The sequence below is a fragment of the Pseudoselenomonas caprae genome, from assembly GCF_008271345.1.
GTDB lineage: Bacteria > Bacillota > Negativicutes > Selenomonadales > Selenomonadaceae > Selenomonas_A > Selenomonas_A caprae.
Map to the genome: position 1 here is coordinate 73,695 of NZ_VTOZ01000010.1, position 21,018 is coordinate 94,712.

The following is a 21,018-nucleotide window of genomic DNA, read 5'->3' on the forward strand; positions in this document are numbered from 1 at the left end:
AGTCAGTTCTCCTCCTTCGCTGCCGCTTCCGCATTCTTGACGACCTTGCGGATGGTTTCAATCTCTTTGTTGACCGGATGGCTGTCGAGCGGATTCATCTTGCCGACACGCATGAGACGCAGGGCCATCGGTGCACGCAGACCAGCGGCGAAGAAGCCCTCCGACTTGATGTTGAGCTTCGACTCGTCAAGCGTACCGGACTCGCTGATATCGTCATAGATTGCCTTGGCATGGCGGGCACCGACGTTGTCATCGAGGCCCATCTTGAACGTAGCTTCCTTGAGCTTCTCGATGGCACCAGCCGGATCGAGGCCCTTCGGGCATTTTGCCGTGCACTCCTGGCAGTTGAAGCAGCGCCAGAGACCAGCATCGACAACAGCTTTGAGATGTTCCTTCGGATCTTTGTCACGGGAATCCTGCGTGATTTTCGCAGCCTTGACGAAAACGAAGGGATCGAGGAAGTCATCCTGGCTCAGTGCATTCTTGTTGCACTCGGATACGCAGGAGCCGCAGAGAATGCAGCCGGCGAGTTTCTTGTATTTGTTGAAGTCCTCCGGCGACTGCTTGCAGCCTTTCTCAGCGGAGAACTCATCCTTCGGATGTACCGTCGGGTTGATTTTCTTGATGCGGGCATATTTCGGATCCCAGTCGACGATGAGGTCGCGAATGACACGGAAGTTGCCCAGCGGCTCAATCGTGAGCTCATCCGTATCGTAACGCTTCATGAGGTTCTCGACGAGGATCTCGCAGGAGAGCTCTGCGTTGCCGTTGACGCGGACAGCGCAAGCGCCGCAGATGGACGAACGGCAGGAGCAAGTGAACGAAAGGGTCGGGTCCTGATGCTCTTTGACCTGCGTCAGTGCCTCAAGTACCGTCATGCCGACCGTAACCGGAAGCGTGTAATCCTGTACCCATTTTTTCCCTTCAACGAAGCGATGGATTCTAAGCTTTACGTCCATGATCAATACTTCCTTTCTTTCGGCTGATATTTCGTGATAACGACGTCTTTATATTCCGCACGATACTCGCCCGTCTTCTGATCTTTGAAGATAAGCGTATGTTTGAGGAAGTTCTTGTCATCACGTTTCGGATAGTCACGACGGGAATGACCGCCACGGCTCTCTTTGCGAGCCAGTGCGCCCTGTACGATGGCATGGGAGATCTGCAGCAGGTTGCCGAGCTCGACGTACTGCTCAAAAGCCGTATTATAGACATGCGAGCTGTCGCCGACATAGCAATGCTTATACTCTTCCTCAAGAGCCTTGAGCTCCTGCGTTGCCTGGTTCAGCTGGTCTTCCTGCCGGAATACGCCAGCTTTGTACCACATCGTGTTGACCATGGCATCACGGATCTCCGGTACGGTCTTGCCGCAGCCTTCCGGACGGTTCGTGACTTCTTCGAATTTATCTTTCCATTTCTGGCAATCCTGAGCGAGTTTGTCCTGGCTGCCAGCATAATTATGATCTTTTGCGTAAGCTGCTGCACCATCGCCAGCCGTATGGCCGAAGACGAGTACCTCAGACAGGGAGTTTGCGCCGAGGCGGTTTGCACCATGTACCGATACGCAGCTGCACTCACCAGCGACATAGATGCCCGGTACGCGCGACTCGCCCGTATGGAAGTCAGCCATCTCAAGGCCGCCCATGGAATAGTGGCAGGTCGGTGCAATAGGAACCGGTTCTTTCGTGATATCGACACCGGCGAAGCGTTTGGAAAGGTCAGCAACCTGTCCCAGACGCTCGCGGATACGCTCGGCCGGGATGACCGTGAAGTCCATGTAGACGCCGGCATGGATGCCTTCGCCGATACCGCGGCCTTCCTCGATCTCCGTAGCGATAGCACGCGCTACGATATCACGCGTTGCCAGCTCCATCTTCTCCGGTGCATATTTAGCCATGAAGCGCTCGCCATTCTTGTTCTTGAGCTGCGCGCCCTCGGCACGGCTGGACTCGGAAAGCAGGACACCATTAGCCGAAAGGCCCGTCGGATGGAACTGCACCATCTCGGGATCTTTGAACGGGATACCAGCATTCATGCCGGCCACGATGCCGTCACCCGTGGAGCTGTACGGATTGGACGTACGGATCCAGTAGACACGGCCATAGCCGCCCGTCGCGATGATGACAGCCTTAGCCGGAACGCCGATGAGATTGCCTGTGCGCATATCCATAGCGATAACGCCGTTGAGCTGGTCGTTCTTCTCGCCGCCCATGCTGATCTCAAGCATCTGGCACTCGGAGATGAAATCAATGCCTTTGTCCAGGCACTGCTCGAACAGCGTGTGCACCATTGCATGGCCAGCGCGGTCCTCGAAGTAGGAAGCACGTGCATGCGAATGGCCGCCCATCTTGCGCTGATGGAAGCAGCCGTCCTTCTGGCGGTTGTACGGATAGCCCATATAATCCATCTCATAGATGTTGGCACCAGCACGCTCAGCGAAGTATTCGACCGCATCCTGGTCGCAGAGATAGTCGCCGCCCTTGATCGTATCGAACACATGGGACTCGACCGTATCTGCCGTATCGGTAACAGCCGTGACACCGTTCATGCCGCCCTGTGCCATCGTCGAAGCCGAACGCGTCGGGACGAGCTTCGTCATGACAGCGACCTTGAGATTCTTGTTCTCAGCCGCAGCCAATGCTGCACGCATGCCAGCGCCGCCGCTGCCGATGATCAGTACATCGTACGTGACCTCTCCCTTCTGGACTTTTTCCGGAATGTTCTTGCCATTCCACGTGAAGTAAGAGCCTGCTGCCAGTACGACACCGGCTGCTGCCGCGCCTTTTATGAAGGTACGACGTGAAATCTCCTTCGACATAATGTTTCCCCTCCTAAAGCTTCCCTTAATACACAACGAATGATAAAAAACCATTAACTAAGCTTATTTTACATAAAAAAAAGCTATCGGGGAAATACATGCTGCTTATATTCATTATTCAAAAAACCAATAGCACCAAAAAGAGGCTGTGAAATACACAGCCTCCCACCTTGTCTTCTATCATATTGTCAGCGCTTGAGCAGCGCGATGAAGGACCTTGCCGCATGGGACAGATGCTGGTTGCGGCCATAAGCTGCCACCAGCTGGCGCTCGGGTACCTGCTCCTCCAGCTCGAAGAAGAAGGGCGCCTTGCGCCAATGCCAGCCGCGCACGAGCATATCGGTCACGAGCGTGATGCCGAGTCCCGCCGTGCAAAGTTCCGCCGCATCGATGATGCTGTTGGCCTCAAAGACCACATCAGGCTCGCACTGGGTCTGCTGGCAGAGTTCGCTGAAGATCCGCGACATGCGCCGCGTGCTCTGCAGCCGGATGAAGGGTTCCTTATGCAGGCGCGCAAAGGACAAGGTCGGATACGGCAATACCTGCTTGCTGCCATATTTCTTCGCAAGTGGATGATCCATTGGCACTGCCAGCAGGGTCCGCTCCTTGAGCAACGGGATTGCCGCAAAGCTCGCATCAGGCAGCGGCTCGTAGAGCAGAGCAAAATCAACGTTTCCTGCCAGCACATCCTCCTTGAGCTCCTGCAGGCTGTGTTCGCATACCTGCAAGTGGATGCCCGGATAGCTACGGTGGAAGTCGATGATGGGCTGGGTCAGATAACAGGACGAGCGCGTGCGCGAACTGCCGATGCAGAGATGCCCCGTGCGCAGCTCCGAAAGGTCCGCGGTCTCCTTGATGATCTCCTGCTTGAGCCGCTGGATACGCCGCGCCTTGTCCACGTAGACCTCGCCGGCCGGCGTCAGCTGCAGCGGTGTCTGGCTGCGGTCAAAGAGATGCTCGCCCAGCTCGGTTTCGATTTTCTTGATGCACTGGGACAGTGACGGCTGTGAAACATAAAGGTGTTTGGCCGCCGCCGAGAACGTACCATCCTCAGCTACCTGCAGCACACTGCGCCATTCATGTTCGTCAATCAAAGGCCAAGCTCCTCCCTGTGCGCCGTCATGCCATCGATGCAGCACTGCATGACTTCTCCCGGCTCCATGCCGAGCATGTCAATTCCCTGCTTGATGATATCGCGGCTGCACTTTGCCGCAAAGCGTTTGTCCTTGAATTTCTTCTTAAGCGATTTGAGTTCCATGCCCTCCATCTTCTCGGGACGCATGAGTGCATAAGCCTGCACGATGCCCGTGAGCTCATCGACGGCAAACAAGCTCTTGGCGATATCCGTCGACGGCTCGACTTCATCGGTCGTGATGCCCCAGCCATGGGCAATGATTGTCTGGATATCCTCCTCACTGATACCTTCGGGAGCCAATAGTTCCCGCACATGATGGCAGTGTTCATCGGGATACTTCTCGTAGTCCACATCATGCAGATAGCCGATGGCCTCCCAATGCTCCTTGTCCGCACCGAAATGATCCGCCATCGCCCCCATCGCCGCACTCACAGCCGCTGCGTGCGTAAAGAGATGTTCCTCGGTCGTATGTTTCGCCAGGATTTCCTTAGCCCGGTCTAACGTAAGCTTACTCATGCAATCCCCTCCCAACTATTCATCAGCACACATCTAGAAAATATTATACCGTTTCTGCCAGCCAAGCGTCAAATGACCGCCCATCCCACAGCATCATTCCTCGACCAGCCCCAGCACATAGAAGGTCCCATGCCCCTTGGCGAACAACTTGCCCTCGGCATTGCGGATATCGCTCTCGAGGGTCATCGTATGACGGCCATCGTGGAGTACAGTACCTGTAGCGATCAGCCGCGTTGTCATCGGCACGGAATGCATGAAATCCATACTGAGATTCATCGTGACGACCTTCTTGTTATGCGTGAGCGCAGCCGCCCCCATTGCCGTGTCAGCCAGTGACATCAGCACGCCGCCGTGGATGATGCCATAGAGATTCGTATGCTCAGCCTCAACGGTCAGTTCCAACTGTACACCACCATCAGCAGTCGGCACAACCTCAGCCTGCAGATACTCCACAAATGGATTCTTATGATAAAAATCGACGATAAACTGCTGTGTCTTCGTCAGATTCGTCTGTTCCTGTTTCACATGATCGCATCCTTTGGTGTTTTGCCTTCCATTATAGCACAAAGCCTTCCCCAGCGGAAAATGCCAGGGAAGGCTTTGCTTTCAGACGGCCTGCTCCGTGCGGCCGATGATGTCATCCTGCGTAGCCTTGGACAGTACGTTGAAGAAGGCACTGTAGCCAGCGACACGGACAATGAGATCCTTGTGGTTCTCCGGATGCGCCTGGGCATCGAGCAGCGTCTCGCGAGAGACGATATTGTACTGGACATGGTAGCCGTGCAGGCGGTTGAAGAATGTCCGTATGATCATCATGAGTTTCTGCTTGTTGGTATCGTTGTCAAGCATCGCCGGCGTCATCTTCTGGTTCAGCAGCACGCCGCCCGTGATCTTGGCGGTCGGCAGCTTGGCTACGGATTTGAATACCGCCGTCGGACCATGGCGGTCGGCATTGTGCTCCGGCGAGCAACCCTCCGCCAGCGGCGCCTTGGCCTTGCGCCCGTTGGGCGTAGCCATTGTCCCCATCCCCTGGCCGACATTGGCCGAAATCGATGACGTGCCGCCATAGCGGATGCCGCCAATCGGGCCGCGTCCATAGCGCGTCGTGCGGTATTTCTTGATCTCGTCGAGATAGCAGTCATAGGCCGCCACGACCAAGCCATCGACACAGTCGTCATCATTGCCGTATTTAGGCGCGTCCTCCTGCAGCATGGCCTGGATGCGCTGGTTCTCCGGTGTCGTGAAATCATCGAGCAGGGCATCCCAGAGCTGCTGCGGCGTCAAGCGTTTCTCCTCGAAGACGAGCTTCTTGATAGCCGCCAGCGAGTCAGCCATGTCAGCGATGCCGACCTGCAGGCCCGAGATGAAGTCATAGACCGCACCGCCCTCCTTGATGGTCTTGCCGCGGCCAATGCAGTCATCGGTCAGCGCCGAGCAGAGGATGTCCGGCACATCGCGCTCCGAGGCACAGTCAATGGCATTCTCGACGATGACACTGTAACGCGTCATCTGACGGATGGTCTTGTCCCAGGCCGCAAACAGCTCTTCGTAGCTCTTCATAGCTGTAAAGTGACCGAAATCCTCCGTAAAACGGCGGCCAGTCGTGAGGTCAATGCCACCATTCATCGCACAGAGCAGCAGGCGTGGAAAGTTCAGATAGCTCATGCCCGTGCAGCGATACCCCCACTTGCCTGGCACAGCAGTCTCCACGCAGCCAATCGCGCTGTAATCATAAGCATCCTCTGGCTTCACGCCCCAGCTGATGAAAGACGGAATGATGATTTCATCATTATTGAAAGCCGGCATGCCAAAGCCGAGTTTCATCACCTCGATGCAGCGGTCAAAGAATTCCGGATTGATATTCTTATGATAGCGTACCGTAAGGTTCGGCTGGGTCAGCCGTGTCTGGGCAATCGATTGCAGGACGACAAAGGAAAAGTCATTGACTGCATCCTGCCCATCCGGCGTCTGTCCGCCAATCGTAACATTCTGATACATGGGACTGCCCGCAGACGAGAGCGTATGCGCCTGCGAGCGCACTTTCTGCACCGTCAGTGTCTTGATCCAAAGACAGCTCAAAAGCTCTAATGCTGCGTCCTTCGTGATTGCTCCCGCCCGCAAATCCCGCAGATAATACGGCGCAATATACTGATCAAAACGGCCATAGGAAAGCGAGTGGCCATTCGACTCGATCTGCAAAATCAGCTGGATAAACCAAACTGCCTGCACCGCCTCAGAAAAACTTCCCGCCGGCTCATACGGTACCTTGGCGCAGATACGCGCCATCTCCTCCAGCTCAGCACGGCGCTGGCCGTCTTTTTCTTCCGCTGCCATTTTCCCGGCCAGAGCAGCATAGCGCTGCGCAAAACCGCGCACAGCCTCCAGCACGATCAGCACCGCCTTGTAGAAGACATATTTATCGACACTTGCCGGATCTGTAAGGTCAAGGGCCGACTTAGCCGCGCGCGTGCGCGCCGCATACCCCCGCAGGCCTTCCTTGAGGATGCGCGGATAATTGACCGCCAAATGCGCGTCACCAGCATTGAGCTTGCCCTCCATGCCGAAAAGCCCCGTCTCCATGAAGACCGCCACCTCATCGGGCAGCAGTGCCCCGCCGCGGGCCCGCAGCGTGTTGTTCTCCCAAAATGGTGCAATTTTCCGCAGCTCGGCCTTGGTCTGCTCCGTGATATAGAACACATCGCCATCGCGCTGCTCGAACTTGTCGAGCTCATCGATGACAAATCCCATCGTATACTCAGGGAAGATTGGCGCATTGCAGTTCTTCGTCGCCTGATTGCCCGCCAGCAACGTCTTGTCTTCGATATAGATGGTCATCTTTTCCAGGATATGCGCGAGCATCAGCGCGCGGCGCATGACCGGCGGCTGCTCGCGATGCTTCTGATAGACCTCTGTCACCAGCAACGCGCGCTCGGCATCGATATACGGCTTTTCATCCAGCACTTCCTCGCGGAACGCCTGCATGCGCGGCGTCAGCTTGCCAAAGAGTTTCGTATTTTCCATAGCAGCCTGCACTCCTTCCGTCAGCGCCTATGCTTACAATCTGCTCATGGCCGTCTGGCCCGTGAGCTGCGTGAAATCCTCGACAAACGCATCGACAGCTGCATCGATGGCAGGATTCTTCACCAGCCCCTCGATGACGGCAGGAGCAGCCGTCGCCGCTCCGACACCGCGGCGGCAAAGCCGCAGCAGCTGCTCGGAGTTCTTGAAGCTGGCGGCCAGTATCTTGGCCGGCAGCTGATTCTTCTCGAAGATGTCCTGTATCGTCTCAGCCACGGCGATGCCGTCATAGCCGAAGTTATCGATGCGGTTGATGTAGGGCGCAGTATAGGCGGCACCTGCCTTGGCAGCCAGGAATGCCTGCAGCGGCGTATAAATAGCCGTCCCCGTCGTCGGTATCCCGAGCCCTTTGAGCTGGCGCATCGCCTTGAAGCCTTCGGGCACACAGGGAATCTTGACATATGTGTTGCCTGGCAGCTCTGCCACGATACGCTTGGCATCTTCGACCATGCCCGCAGCATCCTTGGCCACAGCCTGCACATGCAGCTGGGCCTGCTCACCGATCAGCGCGCGGATTTCCTTGAGCAGGACAAAAGGGGGCCGCCCGGCCTTCGCCAAGATCGATGGATTCGTCGTGACACCATCCACCGGATAATATTCATAGATATGTTCGATTACCTTGAGGTCGGCATCATCAATCAAAAGTTCCATGGTCCAGCATCCTTTCCTATGGTCAGCTTTTCTCGTAATACGATGACTTTCATTTATAAGTATTATGACATATCACTATCATACAGTCAAGTCGAAACCATATATACTTACGAATGAAATATTTTCCTTGTTTCCACTTCCTGCTTCATGCTAAAATAAGAAACAACACAAAGGAGGATGCACCATGGCAGAATCATCATCCGCAGCCCAAGCGTTGCGCGGCCTTATCTTCAATATCCAGAAATTCAGCACCAACGACGGGCCCGGCGTCCGCACGACGGTTTTCTTCAAAGGCTGTCCCCTGCGCTGCCGCTGGTGCGCCAACCCTGAAAGCCAGTCTTTCGCCCCCGAAGTGCTATACCAAGCCAAGACTGGCAAGTCCGAAACGACGGGAACCTGGCGCACGATTGACGAGGTCCTCGCCGTCTGCCTGCAGGATCTGCCCTTCTACGAAGAAAGCGGTGGCGGCGTGACCCTGTCAGGCGGCGAAGTCCTCAGCCAGCCAGACTTTGCCGTCGCCCTGCTGCAGGCCCTGCACGAAAAGGGCATCCATACGGCCATCGAGACCTCGGGCTTCGCCCAGCCTGCAGTCTTCCAGCAGGTTGCCCCCCTGGCCGGCCTGCTGCTCTTTGATATGAAACACTGGGACAGTGAACGGCATCTTGGGGGTACCGGCGTTACCAACGAGCTTCCCCTTGCCAATATGCGCGCGGCCATCGCCGGAGGACTCGATGTGCTGCCCCGCATCCCCATAATCCCAGGGTTCAATGACACCATAGACGATGCCCATGGCTTTGCCCGCCGTCTGCACGAAGCCGGCGCCCGCCGCTGCCAGCTGCTCCCCTTCCATCCCTACGGCGAAAACAAATACCAGGAACTCGGCCGCCCCTATGAATACACAGGCCAAAAAGCCCTGCGCCCCGAGGCCCTGCAGCCACTTATCCAAGTCCTGCAAGAAGAGGGGATCGATGCTTTTCTTTAAACCAACAACAAATTGCAGTTTGTAATTACCAGGAATTTATTCGTAGAATACCGCGCCGCCGGGCAGGGGAGTACCAACGCTTCACTTAGATGCTTTGCTAAAAATATTTTTTGCCTTTAACTAAGCATTGAAAAAGTTCCCAAACGCGCTGCGCTTGAACGGTGTGAATTTTTCAACGGAATGTGAAGGCAAAAAATATTTTCTTCACGCAAACCATCAATGTTACGCTTATGGTACTCCCCTGCCCGGCGGCTTCGTTTCAGCAATAGCCCGAATGAATCTTCAACCTGCTAATACGTTAGTACGTATCATTCTGTGCCTAGGACAGTCGCTCCAGACAGAAAGAAGCACTACCCCGTTCGCCCCTATCATCCGTATGAGCAGGTTTGTACGAACCGTTTCTCTCGTAACAAGCACATCGCTGTAATTCGTAGCCTAATGCCGGAACAAAGCAGGCTTATCCAAACGTAGCAGAGGGCGGGGGCGGGTACACTTTCTTCGCAGCGGGAGCGATTTGCCCGAACGCAGTGAGGGATGGCCCGCAGTACGTACTTCCTAGAACGATTCGATGTATTGGCGTGCCGCCGGCCTGCCCGGCACATGTATCTGGATACGTACTAAAGCAACCGCGCGGGTCATTTAGCGGGAGCGGAGAAAAAGTGCACCCGCCCCCACCCAAGCTGAGCTGTAACGAGTTTATTTTAACCACGCACGGACAGTCAAACTGCAATATAAAAAAGACCGCCAACCAGGCAACGTTCATACATGCGCGTTGCCTGGCTGGCGGTCTTTTTATTTCAGGACATATCCTCAGATAAACACTTCGCAGTCGTCTTCGACCTTCTTGCAATTTGCCCGCACCTGCTCCATGACGGCCTGCGGTTCATATCCTTCCTCAAACTCCACTTTCATCTTGAGTGCCATGAAGTTGACAGCCGCCGACTTGATTCCCGGCGTATTCTGTGCCGCCTCTTCCATGCGGTTCGCGCAATTGGCGCAGTCGACATCGATCTTATACGTTTTCATCGTCTCACGTTCCTTTCTGCTTCCCTGTTCCTCAGATACTTCCTTCGGCATCATCATCGCCCGCATCGCATTGAGCACCGCCAGCGTCATGACGCCTACATCGGCGAAGATGGCCGCCCACATATTGGCAATACCTACCGCACCGAGCATGAGCACCAATACCTTTATGCCAATCGATCCCCAGATATTCTGCCGCACGATACGCATGGTCTTGCGGGCAATGCGCTGGGCCTTGGCGATCTGCAGCGGATTGTCATCCATGAGCACGACATCTGCCGCCGCGATAGCCGCGTCTGAGCCCATCGCTCCCATGGCGATACCGACATCGGCCCGCGACAGCACGGGCGCATCATTGATGCCATCCCCCACGAAAGCCAGCTTGCCACCGCGGCCGCCAGCTTCGCCTGCGGCCAGCATTTCCTCGACCTTGGCCACCTTGTCAGCTGGCAGAAGTTCGCTATACACATGGTCGATTCCCAGCCGGCCGGCCACCTCAGCGGCTACCTTGCCAGCATCACCGGTCAGCATGACGGTCCTGCCGATGCCATTATCACGCAGTGCCGCGATTGCTGCCGCCGCATCCTCTTTGATCACATCCGAAATGACGATATGGCCCGCATATGCGCCATCGATGGCAACATGCACCGTCGTGCCTATGCGGTGGCAATCGTGCCAGTCCGCACCTAAAGCCGCCATCATGCGGCTATTGCCGACGCAGACCGAATGGCCGTTGACGCGCGCCCGCACGCCATGGCCAGCCAGCTCTTCGATATCTTCGACCGCACAATCATCAGCTTCATCCTTGTACGCCGCCTTGAGCGAAGCCGCTATCGGATGCGTCGAGAAACGCTCAACATGCGCGGCCAAATGCAGCAGCTGCCGTTCATCCAGCTTTTCTGGATGGACCGCCGTTACGGCAAACACGCCCTTAGTCAGGGTACCAGTCTTGTCAAAGACCACCGTATCCACCTCGGCCAAGGCCTCCAGATAGTTCGAGCCCTTGATGAGCACGCCTTGACGGCTCGCTCCGCCCAGGCCGGCAAAGAAACTCAGCGGAATGCTGATGACCAGCGCACAGGGGCAGCTAATGACGAGAAACGTCAACGCCCGATAGAACCAAGTCCCCCATGCTGGCGCATTGCCGAGCAGCAGCTGGACCAGCGGCGGCAACGTGGCCAGCGCCAGTGCCGCATAGACGACGAGGGGAGTGTAGACGCGCGCAAACCGGGCGATGAACGCCTCGGAACGCGACTTGCGCGAGCTGGCATCCTCGACAAGCGCCAGGATCTTCGAAGCTGTCGACTCCTCAAACGCCTTGGTCGTACGGATCTTCAGCAGCCCGTTCTTATTGATGCAGCCGCTGATGACTGCATCCCCGGGGGCAACATCCCGCGGCAGGCTTTCGCCTGTCAAGGCCACGGTATCCAGGCTCGACGTGCCTGCAAGGACGACGCCATCGATAGGCACCTTCTCTCCCGGCTGGACGACGATTACCGTGCCGACTTCCACTTCATCAGGATCGACCTTCGTCAGTTGCCCATTCCCGCCCTCGATGTTGGCATAGTCTGGCCGGATATCCATCAGGGCACTGATGTCTCGCCGGCTGCGACCGACCGCATAGCTCTGGAACCATTCGCCAACCTGATAGAAGAGCATGACGGCGATGCCCTCCGTATAGTCGCCATCCTCATAGACCGCCAATGCCATCGCACCGATTGTCGCGATCCCCATGAGCAGGCTCTCATCAAAGGCCTGCCGGTTCCGCAGTCCCTTGAAGGCCTTGGCCAGTACATCATAGCCCACCACCAGATATGGCACCAGATAGGCCGCAAAGCGTGGCATTCCCGCCAGCGGCGCATAGGCCAGAGCTGCCAGCATGACCGCTGCCACTACAATGCGGATCAGATTCCGTCGCTGCTTTTTATTCATTCCGCTCACCTCGATCAGTTTTATTAATATATGAACAATGATTCATTTGTTGATTCAATTATAGCAAAAAAAACGTCAGCGTCAAGCCTTTTTCCTGCATTCCTTTTTCCCAGCAGCAATGCTAGAATAGAAGAAATGACCTCAGGAGGGACTACCATGAACTGTACCGGCTTTCCGCCCAGCATCGACAAGAACTGCCATACCTTGATATTAGGCTCCATGCCCGGCGTCACTTCGCTCCAGCAGCAGCAATACTACGCCCATCCCCAGAACCGCTTCTGGCCGCTGATGGCGCGCTTGCTCAATGAGCCTGCGGCACCGGCAGATTACCAGCAGCGCTTGCAGATGCTGCTGAGCCATCATATCGCGCTCTGGGATGCCATCGGCAGCTGCGAACGCACAGGCAGCCTTGATTCTGCCATAAAGAATGTGCAGGGCAATGATTTCACTGCCCTGCTGCAGGAATATCCACGCATCAGGACCATCTGCTGCAATGGCGGCAAATCCGCCCAGACCTTCCAGCGCTATAACAAGGAACTTCTGCACCGCACGGATATCGCCTTCCACTTCCTGCCCTCGACGAGCCCTGCCAATGCCCGCTGGCGCATGGATATGCTTGCAGATGCCTGGAGCCAGGCCATCCATCCGTGAGCCGCGCCTGTCCGTTTTCTGTATCCTTGTATACATCAATCCACGATATTGACAGGTCAATGACGACTGGCTATAATAAGAGCCATCAACAGATACGAGGCAACGATGCCCCGCAGGATCAAGGTACCGGATCCTGCGGGGCTTTTCTGTCCTTTTACCTGTTGGTGGTCTGTCAAATATCATAAAAATGCATGCTGGCCCACGCCGGCATGCAGCCAGAGACAAAGGCGTCTCACAGCTCTCACGCTGGAGCTGTGCGGCGTCTTTTTTGCTTTTCGCTATCATCTTTTTCATTCAGAAAGGACTGATTTCCATGATTGATACGGGAGATACGGCCTGGGTCCTCATCAGTGCAGCCCTGGTCTTCATCATGACCCCTGGACTTGCCTTTTTCTACGGTGGCATGGTCCGCAGCAAGAACGTACTGACGACGATCATGCAGAGTTTCTTCATCGTCGCCATGATTTCCGTCGAATGGGTGCTCATCGGCTATGCCATGACCTTCGGCACTGACATCAACGGCTTCATCGGCAGCCTCGACAAGATTGGCCTGGCCGGTGTCGGCATGAATGTCCTCGAGAACGGCACGATTCCCGAGCTGGCCTTCGTCGCTTTCCAGTGCATGTTCGCCGTCATCACACCGGCTCTTATCACCGGTGCATTCGCAGAGCGCATGAAGTTCGCTGCCTTTGCTGTCTTCATCCTGCTCTGGGCCATCCTCATCTACAACCCGATGGCTCACTGGGTATGGGGTGGCGGCTTCCTCGCCGAACTCGGTGCTCTTGACTTCGCTGGTGGTCTTGTCATCCATATCCTCTCTGGTGTCTCCGGCCTCACGCTCTGCATCCTCTTAGGCAAACGCAAGGGCTATGGCCGCACCGCCATGATCCCGCACAACCTGCCGATGACCGTTCTCGGTGCTACGCTGCTCTGGTTCGGATGGTTCGGCTTCAACGCCGGCAGTGCCCTCGGGGCCAATGCCCTCGCGGCCAATGCCTTTGTCACGTCTCAGGCTGCTGCCGCTGCTGCTACGGTTTCCTGGGTGCTCGTCGAATGGAGATTCAATGGCAAGCCGACCATCCTCGGCGCTGCCTCGGGCTGCGTCGCTGGTCTCGTCGCCATCACGCCGGCAGCTGGCTTCGTTGCGCCGCTGCCATCGGTCATCATCGGTCTTGTCGGCGGTGTTGTCTGCTTCTTCGCCGTTGCCGTCCTCAAGGAAAAACTCGGCTATGACGATGCGCTTGATGCCTTTGGCGTCCATGGTATCGGCGGTACCTGGGGTGCTGTTGCCACTGGTCTCTGGGCCACGACTGAAATCAATCCAGACGGTGCCAACGGCCTGCTCTACGGCGATTCCCATCTGTTCATCGCCCAGCTGATCTCGATTGTCGTCGCCTATGCACTGGCTGTTGCCGGTACCTATGTCCTCTACAAAGTCGTCGCCGCCTTCATGGAAACGCGTGCTTCGGAAGCCGAGGAACTCACGGGGCTCGACATCGTCGAACACGGCGAGCGCGGCTATGGCCGTTCGGTCATGGCTGGCAGCCCGATGCTCGGCAGCTTTGAGGATTCGAGTGAGATGCTCGCCAATACGGTCATGAACATCAACACGCAGAAAGGCTAAGGTGACATCATGAAAATTACCAAGATTGAAATCATCACCCGTTCCAGCAAGCTTGATGATCTGATGCAGGCCCTCAATGAGATCGGCGTCCTCGGCATGACCGTCAGCCAGGTATTCGGCTGCGGCCTGCAGAAAGGACACGAGGAAGTCTACCGCGGCAAGAAATACGACATCAACCTTGTCCCGAAGATAAAGATCGAAACGGTCATCTGTGAAGTACCGGTCGAGAAAGTCCTCGACACTGCCCAGAAGGTGCTGCGTACCGGCAGCTACGGCGATGGCAAGATCTTCGTCACGGAGCTGTCCGATGCCGTCCGCATCCGCACGGGCCAGCGCGGAGCAGATGCCATCAAGGATATCCCGGGCGAACATAAAGAATGATTCCTGAATGAAAAAGAACCGGCAGCCAAAGCAAGATGCTTATGGCTGCCGGTTCTTTTCTGTTATCCATCACATATTCGCCAGCAGCATCGCACCCACTGTCGGATATACTTTGCTTGCGGCTTCATGCATGAAAGGCTTGGCCGTCGCCACAGTGAAGCCCGCGAACCGCTCGATCATCGGCAGATCGTTCTTGTCATCACCGATGACCAGCAGCTCACTGCCCTGCCAGCCACTGTCAGCCAGCATCTGCTGCAGGCCCCAGCCCTTGTCCGCTTCGACGGCATTGATATCAAGATAGCTGCGGTTGATATTGCCGCCCAGGCTCGGATAAGCTGTCCGTATCGCATCGCATACCTGCTGTGCTTCCGCAGGCGTTGCTAGCTTGATGCTGAGCTGCACAACATCCGGCAGCGCCAGTGCCTCGGCCGCCGTGATTGGCGGCACCAGCCCGGCCGGGATGTCCGGGTTCGGACGGATACTGCGCACGCTGCGAGCCGTAAAGACCAGCAGCGAATGGCTTTCCTCCTGCATGATCGGCATAGCGAGCACACCCTGCAGGACCTCCGGCGCAATAGCCTGGCAATGTATCATCTTCCCTGCGCCATCAACGGAAACAGCGCCATTGTTGCAGACGAGAAAATCCGGCTGCCAGTCCGCATACCGTGCCAAGGCCTCGCGGATAAGCGTGAGCCCCCGTCCCGTCGCAATGCCGAATTTATGGCCAGCGGCCTGCCAGGCCTTGATGGCCTTGATGTTCTCGGCCGGAATCGGTTCGCCGATGGGACATAGCGTCCCATCAAAATCTGTTGCTGCAATCTTCATCTGCTTCCACCTGTACTTTTCTCTGCCGTGTCAACCCTCGTCCGAAAAACGCCGCCGGAAAAGCTCCGACTCCTTGCCCTTGCCCGTGAACAGCAACGAGCACATCTCCTCGATCGACAGCTTGTCCACATCAGCTATCTCGATGACCAAGGTCGCTGCCTGCGTATGCATGCTGCCCACTGGCAGGCACAGATACTTTTCAGGAATCCCTGCGGCCTGGCCTTGATAGTCCTTTACTTCGACTTCCTGCTCAGCTGGCAGGATTGCTGCTAGTTCTGATAATACAATCATGTTTTCCCCATTCTTTCCTGGCATATCAGCCCATAGTTATATAATATAATTCGCCATCCTGCAGTAAAATTCCTGCCTCTTATTTCATTCAGTTCATTCGCATATTCATCAGATTCATGCTATAATAGAAATAATAATATTTCGTATCTCAAATAGCCCCTGCGGCTCCAAGGAAGGAGGTTTTCCCATGATCATGAAGAAAAAACCTACACTCCGCAACTGCGAGGAATGCGGCAAGGTGTTCGTCGACAATACTGGCAATCTGACGGTCTGCTCCAAATGCTATGAAAAGCAGCGCGAGGATGAGAAAATCGTCATCGAATACGTCCGTGAACACCCTCATTCGACCATCAAGAAAATCTGTAAGGAAACGGGGGCTACCTTCAAGCTCGTTTCTACCATGGTACAGCGGGGCCAGTTCTTCGCCAACGGCGGGCAGGTCCTCTATCCCTGCAGCCGCTGCCGGAAGCCCATATCCCATGGTCTTTATTGCCCAGAGTGTGCCGCACTGCTCAACAAGGCAATCCGCAATTCGAACGAAATCGCAAAATCGCGTGAGCGCATGAAAGAACTCAGCAAGGAGCTCGGTACTTCCAAGCGCACCAAAGGCCATCGGCTCCACTGGATGGATGTGCGCGACAAGAACAAGGACAAATGAGTACAAAAACAGCCTCCTGTCGAGGCTGTTTTTTTCGTGCTTATTTCAATGTCACCAGCTCATACTCCCGCGTGCCGATGCCGATCTTCTCGCCATGCTCCAAGGTTTCTTTCCAATGCACATTCGGGTTGCTGTCCAGGAAGACATCATGGTGATGATGCCAATCCGGCTGTGCCAGATGATCGCCCAGCTGGCTGTTGGCAATCGGCGTCGCCTTCTGGCAGGCATCTACACAGGCCTGGTCAAGCGCAATCGGGTCGAAGGACGCAAACATGCCGATATTCGGCAGGATAGCCGCATCGTTCTCGCCATGGCAGTCACAGTTCGGAGAAATATCCATGGCCAGATTGATATGGAAGCACGGACGATCCTGTACGACAGCCTGTGCATACTCTGCCATCTTCTTGTCGAGCAGATCCCCGGCATCCCACTGCTCATTGCGGATAGCCGAGAAACTGCACGCCCCGATGCAGCGGCCGCAGCCCTTGCAGAGCTCCGAATCGATATGCGCCTTGCCCGTAGCGAAGCTGATGGCATCAGAACCGCATTCCTTGGCGCACTTATGGCAGTTGCGGCAACGGTCTTCATTCACAACGCATTTGCCCGAGGAATGCTGCTCCATCTTGCCGGCCCGGCTGCCACAGCCCATGCCGATATTCTTGATGGCACCGCCAAATCCCGTCATCTCATGGCCCTTGAAATGGGCCAGGCTGATGAACACGTCGGCATCCATCACCGCCCGGCCGATCTTGGCCGCCTTGACGATCTCACCGTTCTTCACCGGTACCTCAACATCATCCGTGCCCTTGAGACCATCGCCGATGATGATCTGGCAGCCCGTCGTCGTCGGATTGAAGCCGTTGAGATTCGCACAGTCCATATGCTCCAGTGCATGCTTGCGGCTTCCCGGATAAAGCGTATTGCAATCCGTAAGGAAGGGGACACCGCCTTGCTCCTTGACGATGTCTGCAATGACCTTTGCATACTGCGGACGCAGGAAAGCCATATTGCCCAGTTCGCCGAAATGCATCTTGATGGCGACAAACTTGCCTTCCATGTCAATCTCCTTGATTCCCGCCGCCAGGCAAAGTGTCTTGAGCTTCGTCAGGATGCTCTGACCAACCTGCACGCGGAAATCCGTAAAATACACCTTTGCTTTCTCCATGAATCTGCTCCTCCTGAAATAACATACACCAAATGAACAATGACTACTAACAGAAAATAACCACCAGCGGCTTTCTCGTCACCACTGGCGGCTATTTTTCATAATGTAATTTTTCCATGTACAATCTCCCATGGGGTTCTTACCGGCCCATCGGAATCTCCTCCCTTTTGTTATTGACATGCCGGCCGCTCGCGGGAAGCTCTGAACTTCTTCCTTTGAGCTTACTTATACTATAACCGATAGCGGCCTGAATGTCAATAGAGTTTTCAGATTCTTTTATGTATTCTGCATACTATATCAATCAGCCTCAATGCAGATAAAGATCCCGCTGTGCTGCGGCCCTGTATTGGAGATACCCAGCCACCTCGATTGGCGTGAGGCCGTGGGTCGTTGCACTCACCGACTGCATGGTCAAGAGATTCCCCTTACTGTCATACAGCTCCTCCTCCAGTGACAGGCGGAACGCATAGCGTTCCTCGCGGATGCGCTTGGCTTGCAGCCGTTCCAGCAAGATATAGCGGCAGCCAGCTTGTTCTGCCAGTGCCTGCCAGCTGGCAAACGTGCCAGCCTGCTGCGCTGGCGCAAATACCACCGGCGCATAGCTCATCTGCAGCATCCGGCGCATGACACGCTGCATATACGGCTGATCTGCAACGATATGGTCATCGACCTCAAATTGGACCGGAGGCACATAAAGGCCGCCATCCAGCTGCTTGGCCTGGCCAACCAGCACCGCTGATGGGTTCTCCTCAAAGGGATAGGTATCCTGATAATTGCGCAGGGCCTGGTCAAGGTAAACGACCATATCATGGGCAAACCGCTCGGAGTTATGGTTCTTCTCCCAAGTGACACGCTGACCAAACTGTACAAAGCCCCCCGATAGCGATTGCAGCACGCTCTTGACCGGATCCCCATCGATGACTACCCGCGTCAGATTCATCTTATGCTCATAGGCGCGCGCAAAAGCATGATTTCCTACGGCCGGTGCACCAAAGGTCACGACCTGCAGCTGCTCTGGCCGCACCCCCATATCAGCCAGCCGCGCAGCCGTCAAGGTAGCCACGGCCCCCCCGAGGCTATGGCCCGTCAGATAGAGTACTGCCTTGGGATTTTCCCTGAGCAGGCCTGCAATGACCTCGCCAGCGGTCGCATCACCAAAGGCAGGCAGCTTTTTCTGGAACAAGGCCACGCGTGTGTAATCGTTGAAGCCTTGATGTACCAGCGGATCTGCCCCGCTGTGCCCGCCTTCCGCTGCTGCCGCTTGGAAGGCATCGGGATTGTTGCCAGCAAAATATACGCGTGAAAGACGCAGATCGACCTCCGCGTCTTTCAAACGCTCTGTGCCTGGAAAGACCAGGATATACATCTCCGTCTGGTCTGGCAGCTCACGCGAGGCCAGATAGAACCTGCCCTCTGCTATGCTGTTGATGTTTTCCTGCGACTCGAACGTCCAGCCGATCCCCTGCAGCCACTGGCGGGTCAGGATATTCATCTCATCGCTGTACGAAGCCATCGAGATCAGGCTTGTCGCCAGATAGAGATCCGCACGCCCGACCTCCGCTGCTCTGGCCACCAGTCCCGGCAGGCAGAAATACACCAGCATGACTAGCCCGATAACACGCTTCCACCACATACTATCCACCTCTTTCCAGATATACAAGAAAAGCCCAGACAACTGTCTGAGCTTACAATTCAAATGGTGCGGTCGATGGGACTTGAACCCATACGTCTTGTGAACACTACCCCCTCAAAGTAGCGCGTCTGCCAATTCCGCCACGACCGCGAAAACATGGTGCGGATGAGAGGACTTGAACCTCCACGATGTCACCACCACTAGTACCTGAAACTAGCGCGTCTGCCGATTCCGCCACATCCGCATGATATGTAATTAAGGAAAAACACATTAGAATCAATGGTGCGGTTGATGGGACTTGAACCCATACGTCTTGTGAACACTACCCCCTCAAAGTAGCGCGTCTGCCAATTCCGCCACAACCGCATGATATCCTATGTGTAAATATATATGGTGCGGACGAGAGGACTTGAACCTCCACGATGTCACCACCACTAGTACCTGAAACTAGCGCGTCTGCCGATTCCGCCACGTCCGCATAATAACTATTTGATTGTTGTGTAACTAAAATGGTGGTGCCGAGGACCGGAATCGAACCGGTACGGTTGTCTCCAACCGACGGATTTTAAGTCCGTTGCGTCTGCCAGTTCCGCCACCCCGGCAGTAACATTATCTAAATTGGAGCGGGTGATGGGAATCGAACCCACGTGATCAGCTTGGAAGGCTGGAGCTCTACCATTGAGCTACACCCGCATAAAAAGCAAGTGGAGCTGGCGAGAGGAATTGAACCCCCAACCTGCTGATTACAAGTCAGCTGCTCTACCAATTGAGCTACACCAGCTTGAAAAAATGGTGCCTCCGAGCGGAATCGAACCACTGACACGGGGATTTTCAGTCCCCTGCTCTACCAACTGAGCTACAGAGGCATTTTCACAAGTTGCTTATATATAGATAACACCTTACGGTGTTATAATCAAAATGGCGACCCGAAGGGGACTCGAACCCCTGACCTCCGCCGTGACAGGGCGGCATTCTAACCAACTAAACTACCGGGCCGTAATATGGTGGGCGATAACAGGATCGAACTGCTGACATCTTGCTTGTAAGGCAAGCGCTCTCCCAGCTGAGCTAATCGCCCATGAAATGGTGACCCACCACGGAATCGAACCGTGAACCTACTGATTAAGAGTCAGTTGCTCTGCCAGTTGAGCTAGTGAGTCATGATAAAATGGTGACGCGTATGGGATTCGAACCCATGAAGCCGCCGTGAAAGGGCGGTGTCTTAACCGCTTGACCAACGCGCCAATACAATCAAGTGGATATCTAAAAAATGGTGGCTCACCCGGGATTCGAACCCGGGACACCCTGATTAAAAGTCAGGTGCTCTACCAACTGAGCTAGTGAACCGTATCTGGCTGGGGTAGCTGGACTCGAACCAGCGGATGCGGGAGTCAAAGTCCCGTGCCTTAACCGACTTGGCTATACCCCAATCACCCCAGGGTATTAACAAAATGGCTCCTCGAGCAGGATTCGAACCTGCGACAGCCTGATTAACAGTCAGGTGCTCTACCGACTGAGCTATCGAGGAATCACAACCGGCAATTTCCTATCCTCCCAGCCCGTCTCCAGGCAAGTACTTTCGGCCTCTGCATGCTTAACTACTGTGTTCGGTATGGGAACAGGTGGAACCATGCAAGCAACATCACCGGATATAA

The 21,018-nt window shown here is 55.4% G+C and carries 17 protein-coding genes, 15 tRNA genes and 1 rRNA gene; 5 read left to right on the forward strand and 28 right to left on the reverse strand.

All coding sequences use genetic code 11. From position 1 onward, the window contains the following. Positions 1-2: 2 nt before the first annotated feature. The 7 genes from FZ041_RS06375 to FZ041_RS06405 all read right to left on the reverse strand — a co-directional run bounded on the left by FZ041_RS06375 (position 3) and on the right by FZ041_RS06405 (position 8,198). Complete coding sequence (locus FZ041_RS06375; protein WP_075430343.1) at positions 3-959, reverse strand: succinate dehydrogenase/fumarate reductase iron-sulfur subunit; 957 nt, start codon at positions 957-959, stop codon at positions 3-5. A 2-nt stretch (positions 960-961) separates the two neighbouring features. After that, on the reverse strand, positions 962-2,818 hold the full coding sequence (locus FZ041_RS06380; RefSeq protein ID WP_075430341.1) for an FAD-binding protein: 1,857 nt from the start codon (positions 2,816-2,818) through the stop codon (positions 962-964). Positions 2,819-3,006: 188 nt separating this feature from the next. After that, complete coding sequence (locus tag FZ041_RS06385; RefSeq protein WP_149188970.1) at positions 3,007-3,912, reverse strand: LysR family transcriptional regulator; 906 nt, start codon at positions 3,910-3,912, stop codon at positions 3,007-3,009. Further along, a complete protein-coding gene (locus tag FZ041_RS06390; protein WP_149188971.1) occupies positions 3,909-4,469 on the reverse strand; it encodes an HD domain-containing protein in 561 nt (186 codons plus the stop codon). Before FZ041_RS06390 ends, FZ041_RS06385 begins: the two co-directional genes overlap by 4 nt. 93 nt (positions 4,470-4,562) lie before the next feature. Next, positions 4,563-4,994 (reverse strand): PaaI family thioesterase, encoded by a 432-nt coding sequence (locus FZ041_RS06395; protein WP_255449275.1) that lies wholly within the window; start codon positions 4,992-4,994, stop codon positions 4,563-4,565. Positions 4,995-5,075: 81 nt separating this feature from the next. Continuing rightward, positions 5,076-7,490 (reverse strand): glycyl radical protein, encoded by a 2,415-nt coding sequence (locus FZ041_RS06400; protein ID WP_149188972.1) that lies wholly within the window; start codon positions 7,488-7,490, stop codon positions 5,076-5,078. A 33-nt stretch (positions 7,491-7,523) separates the two neighbouring features. Further along, the gene (locus tag FZ041_RS06405) at positions 7,524-8,198 is read right to left on the reverse strand and encodes a transaldolase family protein (protein WP_149188973.1); all 675 of its coding nucleotides are present in this window, start codon (positions 8,196-8,198) and stop codon (positions 7,524-7,526) included. Positions 8,199-8,382: 184 nt separating this feature from the next. Here FZ041_RS06405 and FZ041_RS06410 point away from each other — a divergent pair, with 184 nt between their 5' ends. After that, positions 8,383-9,180, forward strand: a complete 798-nt coding sequence (locus FZ041_RS06410; RefSeq protein WP_149188974.1) for a glycyl-radical enzyme activating protein — start codon at positions 8,383-8,385, stop codon at positions 9,178-9,180. A gap of 810 nt (positions 9,181-9,990) precedes the next feature. On the opposite strand, the gene FZ041_RS06415 is transcribed toward FZ041_RS06410, so the two are convergent. Further along, a complete protein-coding gene (locus FZ041_RS06415; RefSeq protein WP_149188975.1) occupies positions 9,991-12,135 on the reverse strand; it encodes a metal-transporting ATPase in 2,145 nt (714 codons plus the stop codon). 156 nt (positions 12,136-12,291) lie between these two features. Between FZ041_RS06415 and FZ041_RS06420 the strand changes: the two genes are divergently transcribed. From FZ041_RS06420 to FZ041_RS06430, 3 genes are all read left to right on the forward strand, one after another. After that, positions 12,292-12,786: a DNA-deoxyinosine glycosylase gene (locus tag FZ041_RS06420; RefSeq protein ID WP_075445589.1), complete on the forward strand. Its 495-nt coding sequence runs from the start codon at positions 12,292-12,294 to the stop codon at positions 12,784-12,786. A gap of 313 nt (positions 12,787-13,099) precedes the next feature. Beyond that, complete coding sequence (locus tag FZ041_RS06425) at positions 13,100-14,410, forward strand: ammonium transporter (protein ID WP_149188976.1); 1,311 nt, start codon at positions 13,100-13,102, stop codon at positions 14,408-14,410. A 9-nt stretch (positions 14,411-14,419) separates the two neighbouring features. Beyond that, a complete protein-coding gene (locus FZ041_RS06430; RefSeq protein WP_075445590.1) occupies positions 14,420-14,791 on the forward strand; it encodes a P-II family nitrogen regulator in 372 nt (123 codons plus the stop codon). A 69-nt stretch (positions 14,792-14,860) separates the two neighbouring features. On the opposite strand, the gene FZ041_RS06435 is transcribed toward FZ041_RS06430, so the two are convergent. Together FZ041_RS06435 and FZ041_RS06440 are read right to left on the reverse strand one after the other, a co-directional pair. Then, positions 14,861-15,616: an HAD hydrolase family protein gene (locus FZ041_RS06435; RefSeq protein ID WP_149188977.1), complete on the reverse strand. Its 756-nt coding sequence runs from the start codon at positions 15,614-15,616 to the stop codon at positions 14,861-14,863. 30 nt (positions 15,617-15,646) lie between these two features. Beyond that, a complete protein-coding gene (locus FZ041_RS06440; RefSeq protein WP_143092206.1) occupies positions 15,647-15,907 on the reverse strand; it encodes a hypothetical protein in 261 nt (86 codons plus the stop codon). Between the two features lie 187 nt (positions 15,908-16,094). On the opposite strand from FZ041_RS06440, the gene FZ041_RS06445 reads away from it, so the two are divergent. Continuing rightward, a complete protein-coding gene (locus FZ041_RS06445; RefSeq protein ID WP_075445593.1) occupies positions 16,095-16,565 on the forward strand; it encodes a hypothetical protein in 471 nt (156 codons plus the stop codon). A 40-nt stretch (positions 16,566-16,605) separates the two neighbouring features. Here FZ041_RS06445 and FZ041_RS06450 read toward each other — a convergent pair whose 3' ends face one another. The 18 genes from FZ041_RS06450 to rrf all read right to left on the reverse strand — a co-directional run bounded on the left by FZ041_RS06450 (position 16,606) and on the right by rrf (position 21,013). After that, positions 16,606-17,730 carry a DUF362 domain-containing protein gene (locus tag FZ041_RS06450; protein ID WP_149188978.1) on the reverse strand — a complete coding sequence of 375 codons (1,125 nt, stop codon included), beginning with the start codon at positions 17,728-17,730 and terminating at the stop codon, positions 16,606-16,608. Positions 17,731-18,037: 307 nt separating this feature from the next. Continuing rightward, on the reverse strand, positions 18,038-19,363 hold the full coding sequence (locus tag FZ041_RS06455) for a lipase family protein (RefSeq protein WP_149188979.1): 1,326 nt from the start codon (positions 19,361-19,363) through the stop codon (positions 18,038-18,040). A 64-nt stretch (positions 19,364-19,427) separates the two neighbouring features. Continuing rightward, positions 19,428-19,513: transfer RNA gene (locus FZ041_RS06460), tRNA-Leu, on the reverse strand. A 7-nt stretch (positions 19,514-19,520) separates the two neighbouring features. Further along, positions 19,521-19,607: transfer RNA gene (locus FZ041_RS06465), tRNA-Leu, on the reverse strand. A gap of 36 nt (positions 19,608-19,643) precedes the next feature. After that, a tRNA-Leu gene (locus tag FZ041_RS06470) sits at positions 19,644-19,729 on the reverse strand. Positions 19,730-19,754: 25 nt separating this feature from the next. Next, a tRNA-Leu gene (locus tag FZ041_RS06475) sits at positions 19,755-19,841 on the reverse strand. A gap of 35 nt (positions 19,842-19,876) precedes the next feature. After that, a tRNA-Leu gene (locus tag FZ041_RS06480) sits at positions 19,877-19,965 on the reverse strand. Between the two features lie 17 nt (positions 19,966-19,982). After that, positions 19,983-20,056 (reverse strand) — tRNA-Gly (locus FZ041_RS06485). Between the two features lie 12 nt (positions 20,057-20,068). Further along, positions 20,069-20,144: transfer RNA gene (locus FZ041_RS06490), tRNA-Thr, on the reverse strand. Positions 20,145-20,153: 9 nt separating this feature from the next. Beyond that, positions 20,154-20,229 (reverse strand) — tRNA-Phe (locus tag FZ041_RS06495). A gap of 53 nt (positions 20,230-20,282) precedes the next feature. Further along, a tRNA-Asp gene (locus FZ041_RS06500) sits at positions 20,283-20,359 on the reverse strand. A 6-nt stretch (positions 20,360-20,365) separates the two neighbouring features. Continuing rightward, a tRNA-Val gene (locus tag FZ041_RS06505) sits at positions 20,366-20,441 on the reverse strand. A 6-nt stretch (positions 20,442-20,447) separates the two neighbouring features. Beyond that, positions 20,448-20,523 (reverse strand) — tRNA-Lys (locus FZ041_RS06510). Positions 20,524-20,532: 9 nt separating this feature from the next. Continuing rightward, positions 20,533-20,607, reverse strand: a tRNA-Glu gene (locus tag FZ041_RS06515). Between the two features lie 27 nt (positions 20,608-20,634). Next, positions 20,635-20,710: transfer RNA gene (locus FZ041_RS06520), tRNA-Lys, on the reverse strand. A 5-nt stretch (positions 20,711-20,715) separates the two neighbouring features. Beyond that, positions 20,716-20,792, reverse strand: a tRNA-Gln gene (locus FZ041_RS06525). Between the two features lie 23 nt (positions 20,793-20,815). Continuing rightward, positions 20,816-20,891: transfer RNA gene (locus FZ041_RS06530), tRNA-Asn, on the reverse strand. A gap of 5 nt (positions 20,892-20,896) precedes the next feature. Beyond that, positions 20,897-21,013 (reverse strand): 5S ribosomal RNA (gene rrf, locus FZ041_RS06535). Positions 21,014-21,018 lie beyond the last annotated feature (5 nt).

Excerpts from the sequence above, each read along its gene's own strand:
- FZ041_RS06375 (WP_075430343.1), bottom strand. The coding sequence starts at position 959 with ATGGACGTAAAGCTTAGAATCCATCGCTTCGTTGAAGGGAAAAAATGG.
- FZ041_RS06380 (WP_075430341.1), bottom strand. The coding sequence starts at position 2,818 with ATGTCGAAGGAGATTTCACGTCGTACCTTCATAAAAGGCGCGGCAGCA.
- FZ041_RS06390 (WP_149188971.1), bottom strand. The coding sequence starts at position 4,469 with ATGAGTAAGCTTACGTTAGACCGGGCTAAGGAAATCCTGGCGAAACAT.
- FZ041_RS06400 (WP_149188972.1), bottom strand. The coding sequence starts at position 7,490 with ATGGAAAATACGAAACTCTTTGGCAAGCTGACGCCGCGCATGCAGGCG.
- FZ041_RS06405 (WP_149188973.1), bottom strand. The coding sequence starts at position 8,198 with ATGGAACTTTTGATTGATGATGCCGACCTCAAGGTAATCGAACATATC.
- FZ041_RS06410 (WP_149188974.1), top strand. The coding sequence starts at position 8,383 with ATGGCAGAATCATCATCCGCAGCCCAAGCGTTGCGCGGCCTTATCTTC.
- FZ041_RS06415 (WP_149188975.1), bottom strand. The coding sequence starts at position 12,135 with ATGAATAAAAAGCAGCGACGGAATCTGATCCGCATTGTAGTGGCAGCG.
- FZ041_RS06420 (WP_075445589.1), top strand. The coding sequence starts at position 12,292 with ATGAACTGTACCGGCTTTCCGCCCAGCATCGACAAGAACTGCCATACC.
- FZ041_RS06425 (WP_149188976.1), top strand. The coding sequence starts at position 13,100 with ATGATTGATACGGGAGATACGGCCTGGGTCCTCATCAGTGCAGCCCTG.
- FZ041_RS06430 (WP_075445590.1), top strand. The coding sequence starts at position 14,420 with ATGAAAATTACCAAGATTGAAATCATCACCCGTTCCAGCAAGCTTGAT.
- FZ041_RS06435 (WP_149188977.1), bottom strand. The coding sequence starts at position 15,616 with ATGAAGATTGCAGCAACAGATTTTGATGGGACGCTATGTCCCATCGGC.
- FZ041_RS06440 (WP_143092206.1), bottom strand. The coding sequence starts at position 15,907 with ATGATTGTATTATCAGAACTAGCAGCAATCCTGCCAGCTGAGCAGGAA.
- FZ041_RS06445 (WP_075445593.1), top strand. The coding sequence starts at position 16,095 with ATGATCATGAAGAAAAAACCTACACTCCGCAACTGCGAGGAATGCGGC.
- FZ041_RS06450 (WP_149188978.1), bottom strand. The coding sequence starts at position 17,730 with ATGGAGAAAGCAAAGGTGTATTTTACGGATTTCCGCGTGCAGGTTGGT.
- FZ041_RS06455 (WP_149188979.1), bottom strand. The coding sequence starts at position 19,363 with ATGTGGTGGAAGCGTGTTATCGGGCTAGTCATGCTGGTGTATTTCTGC.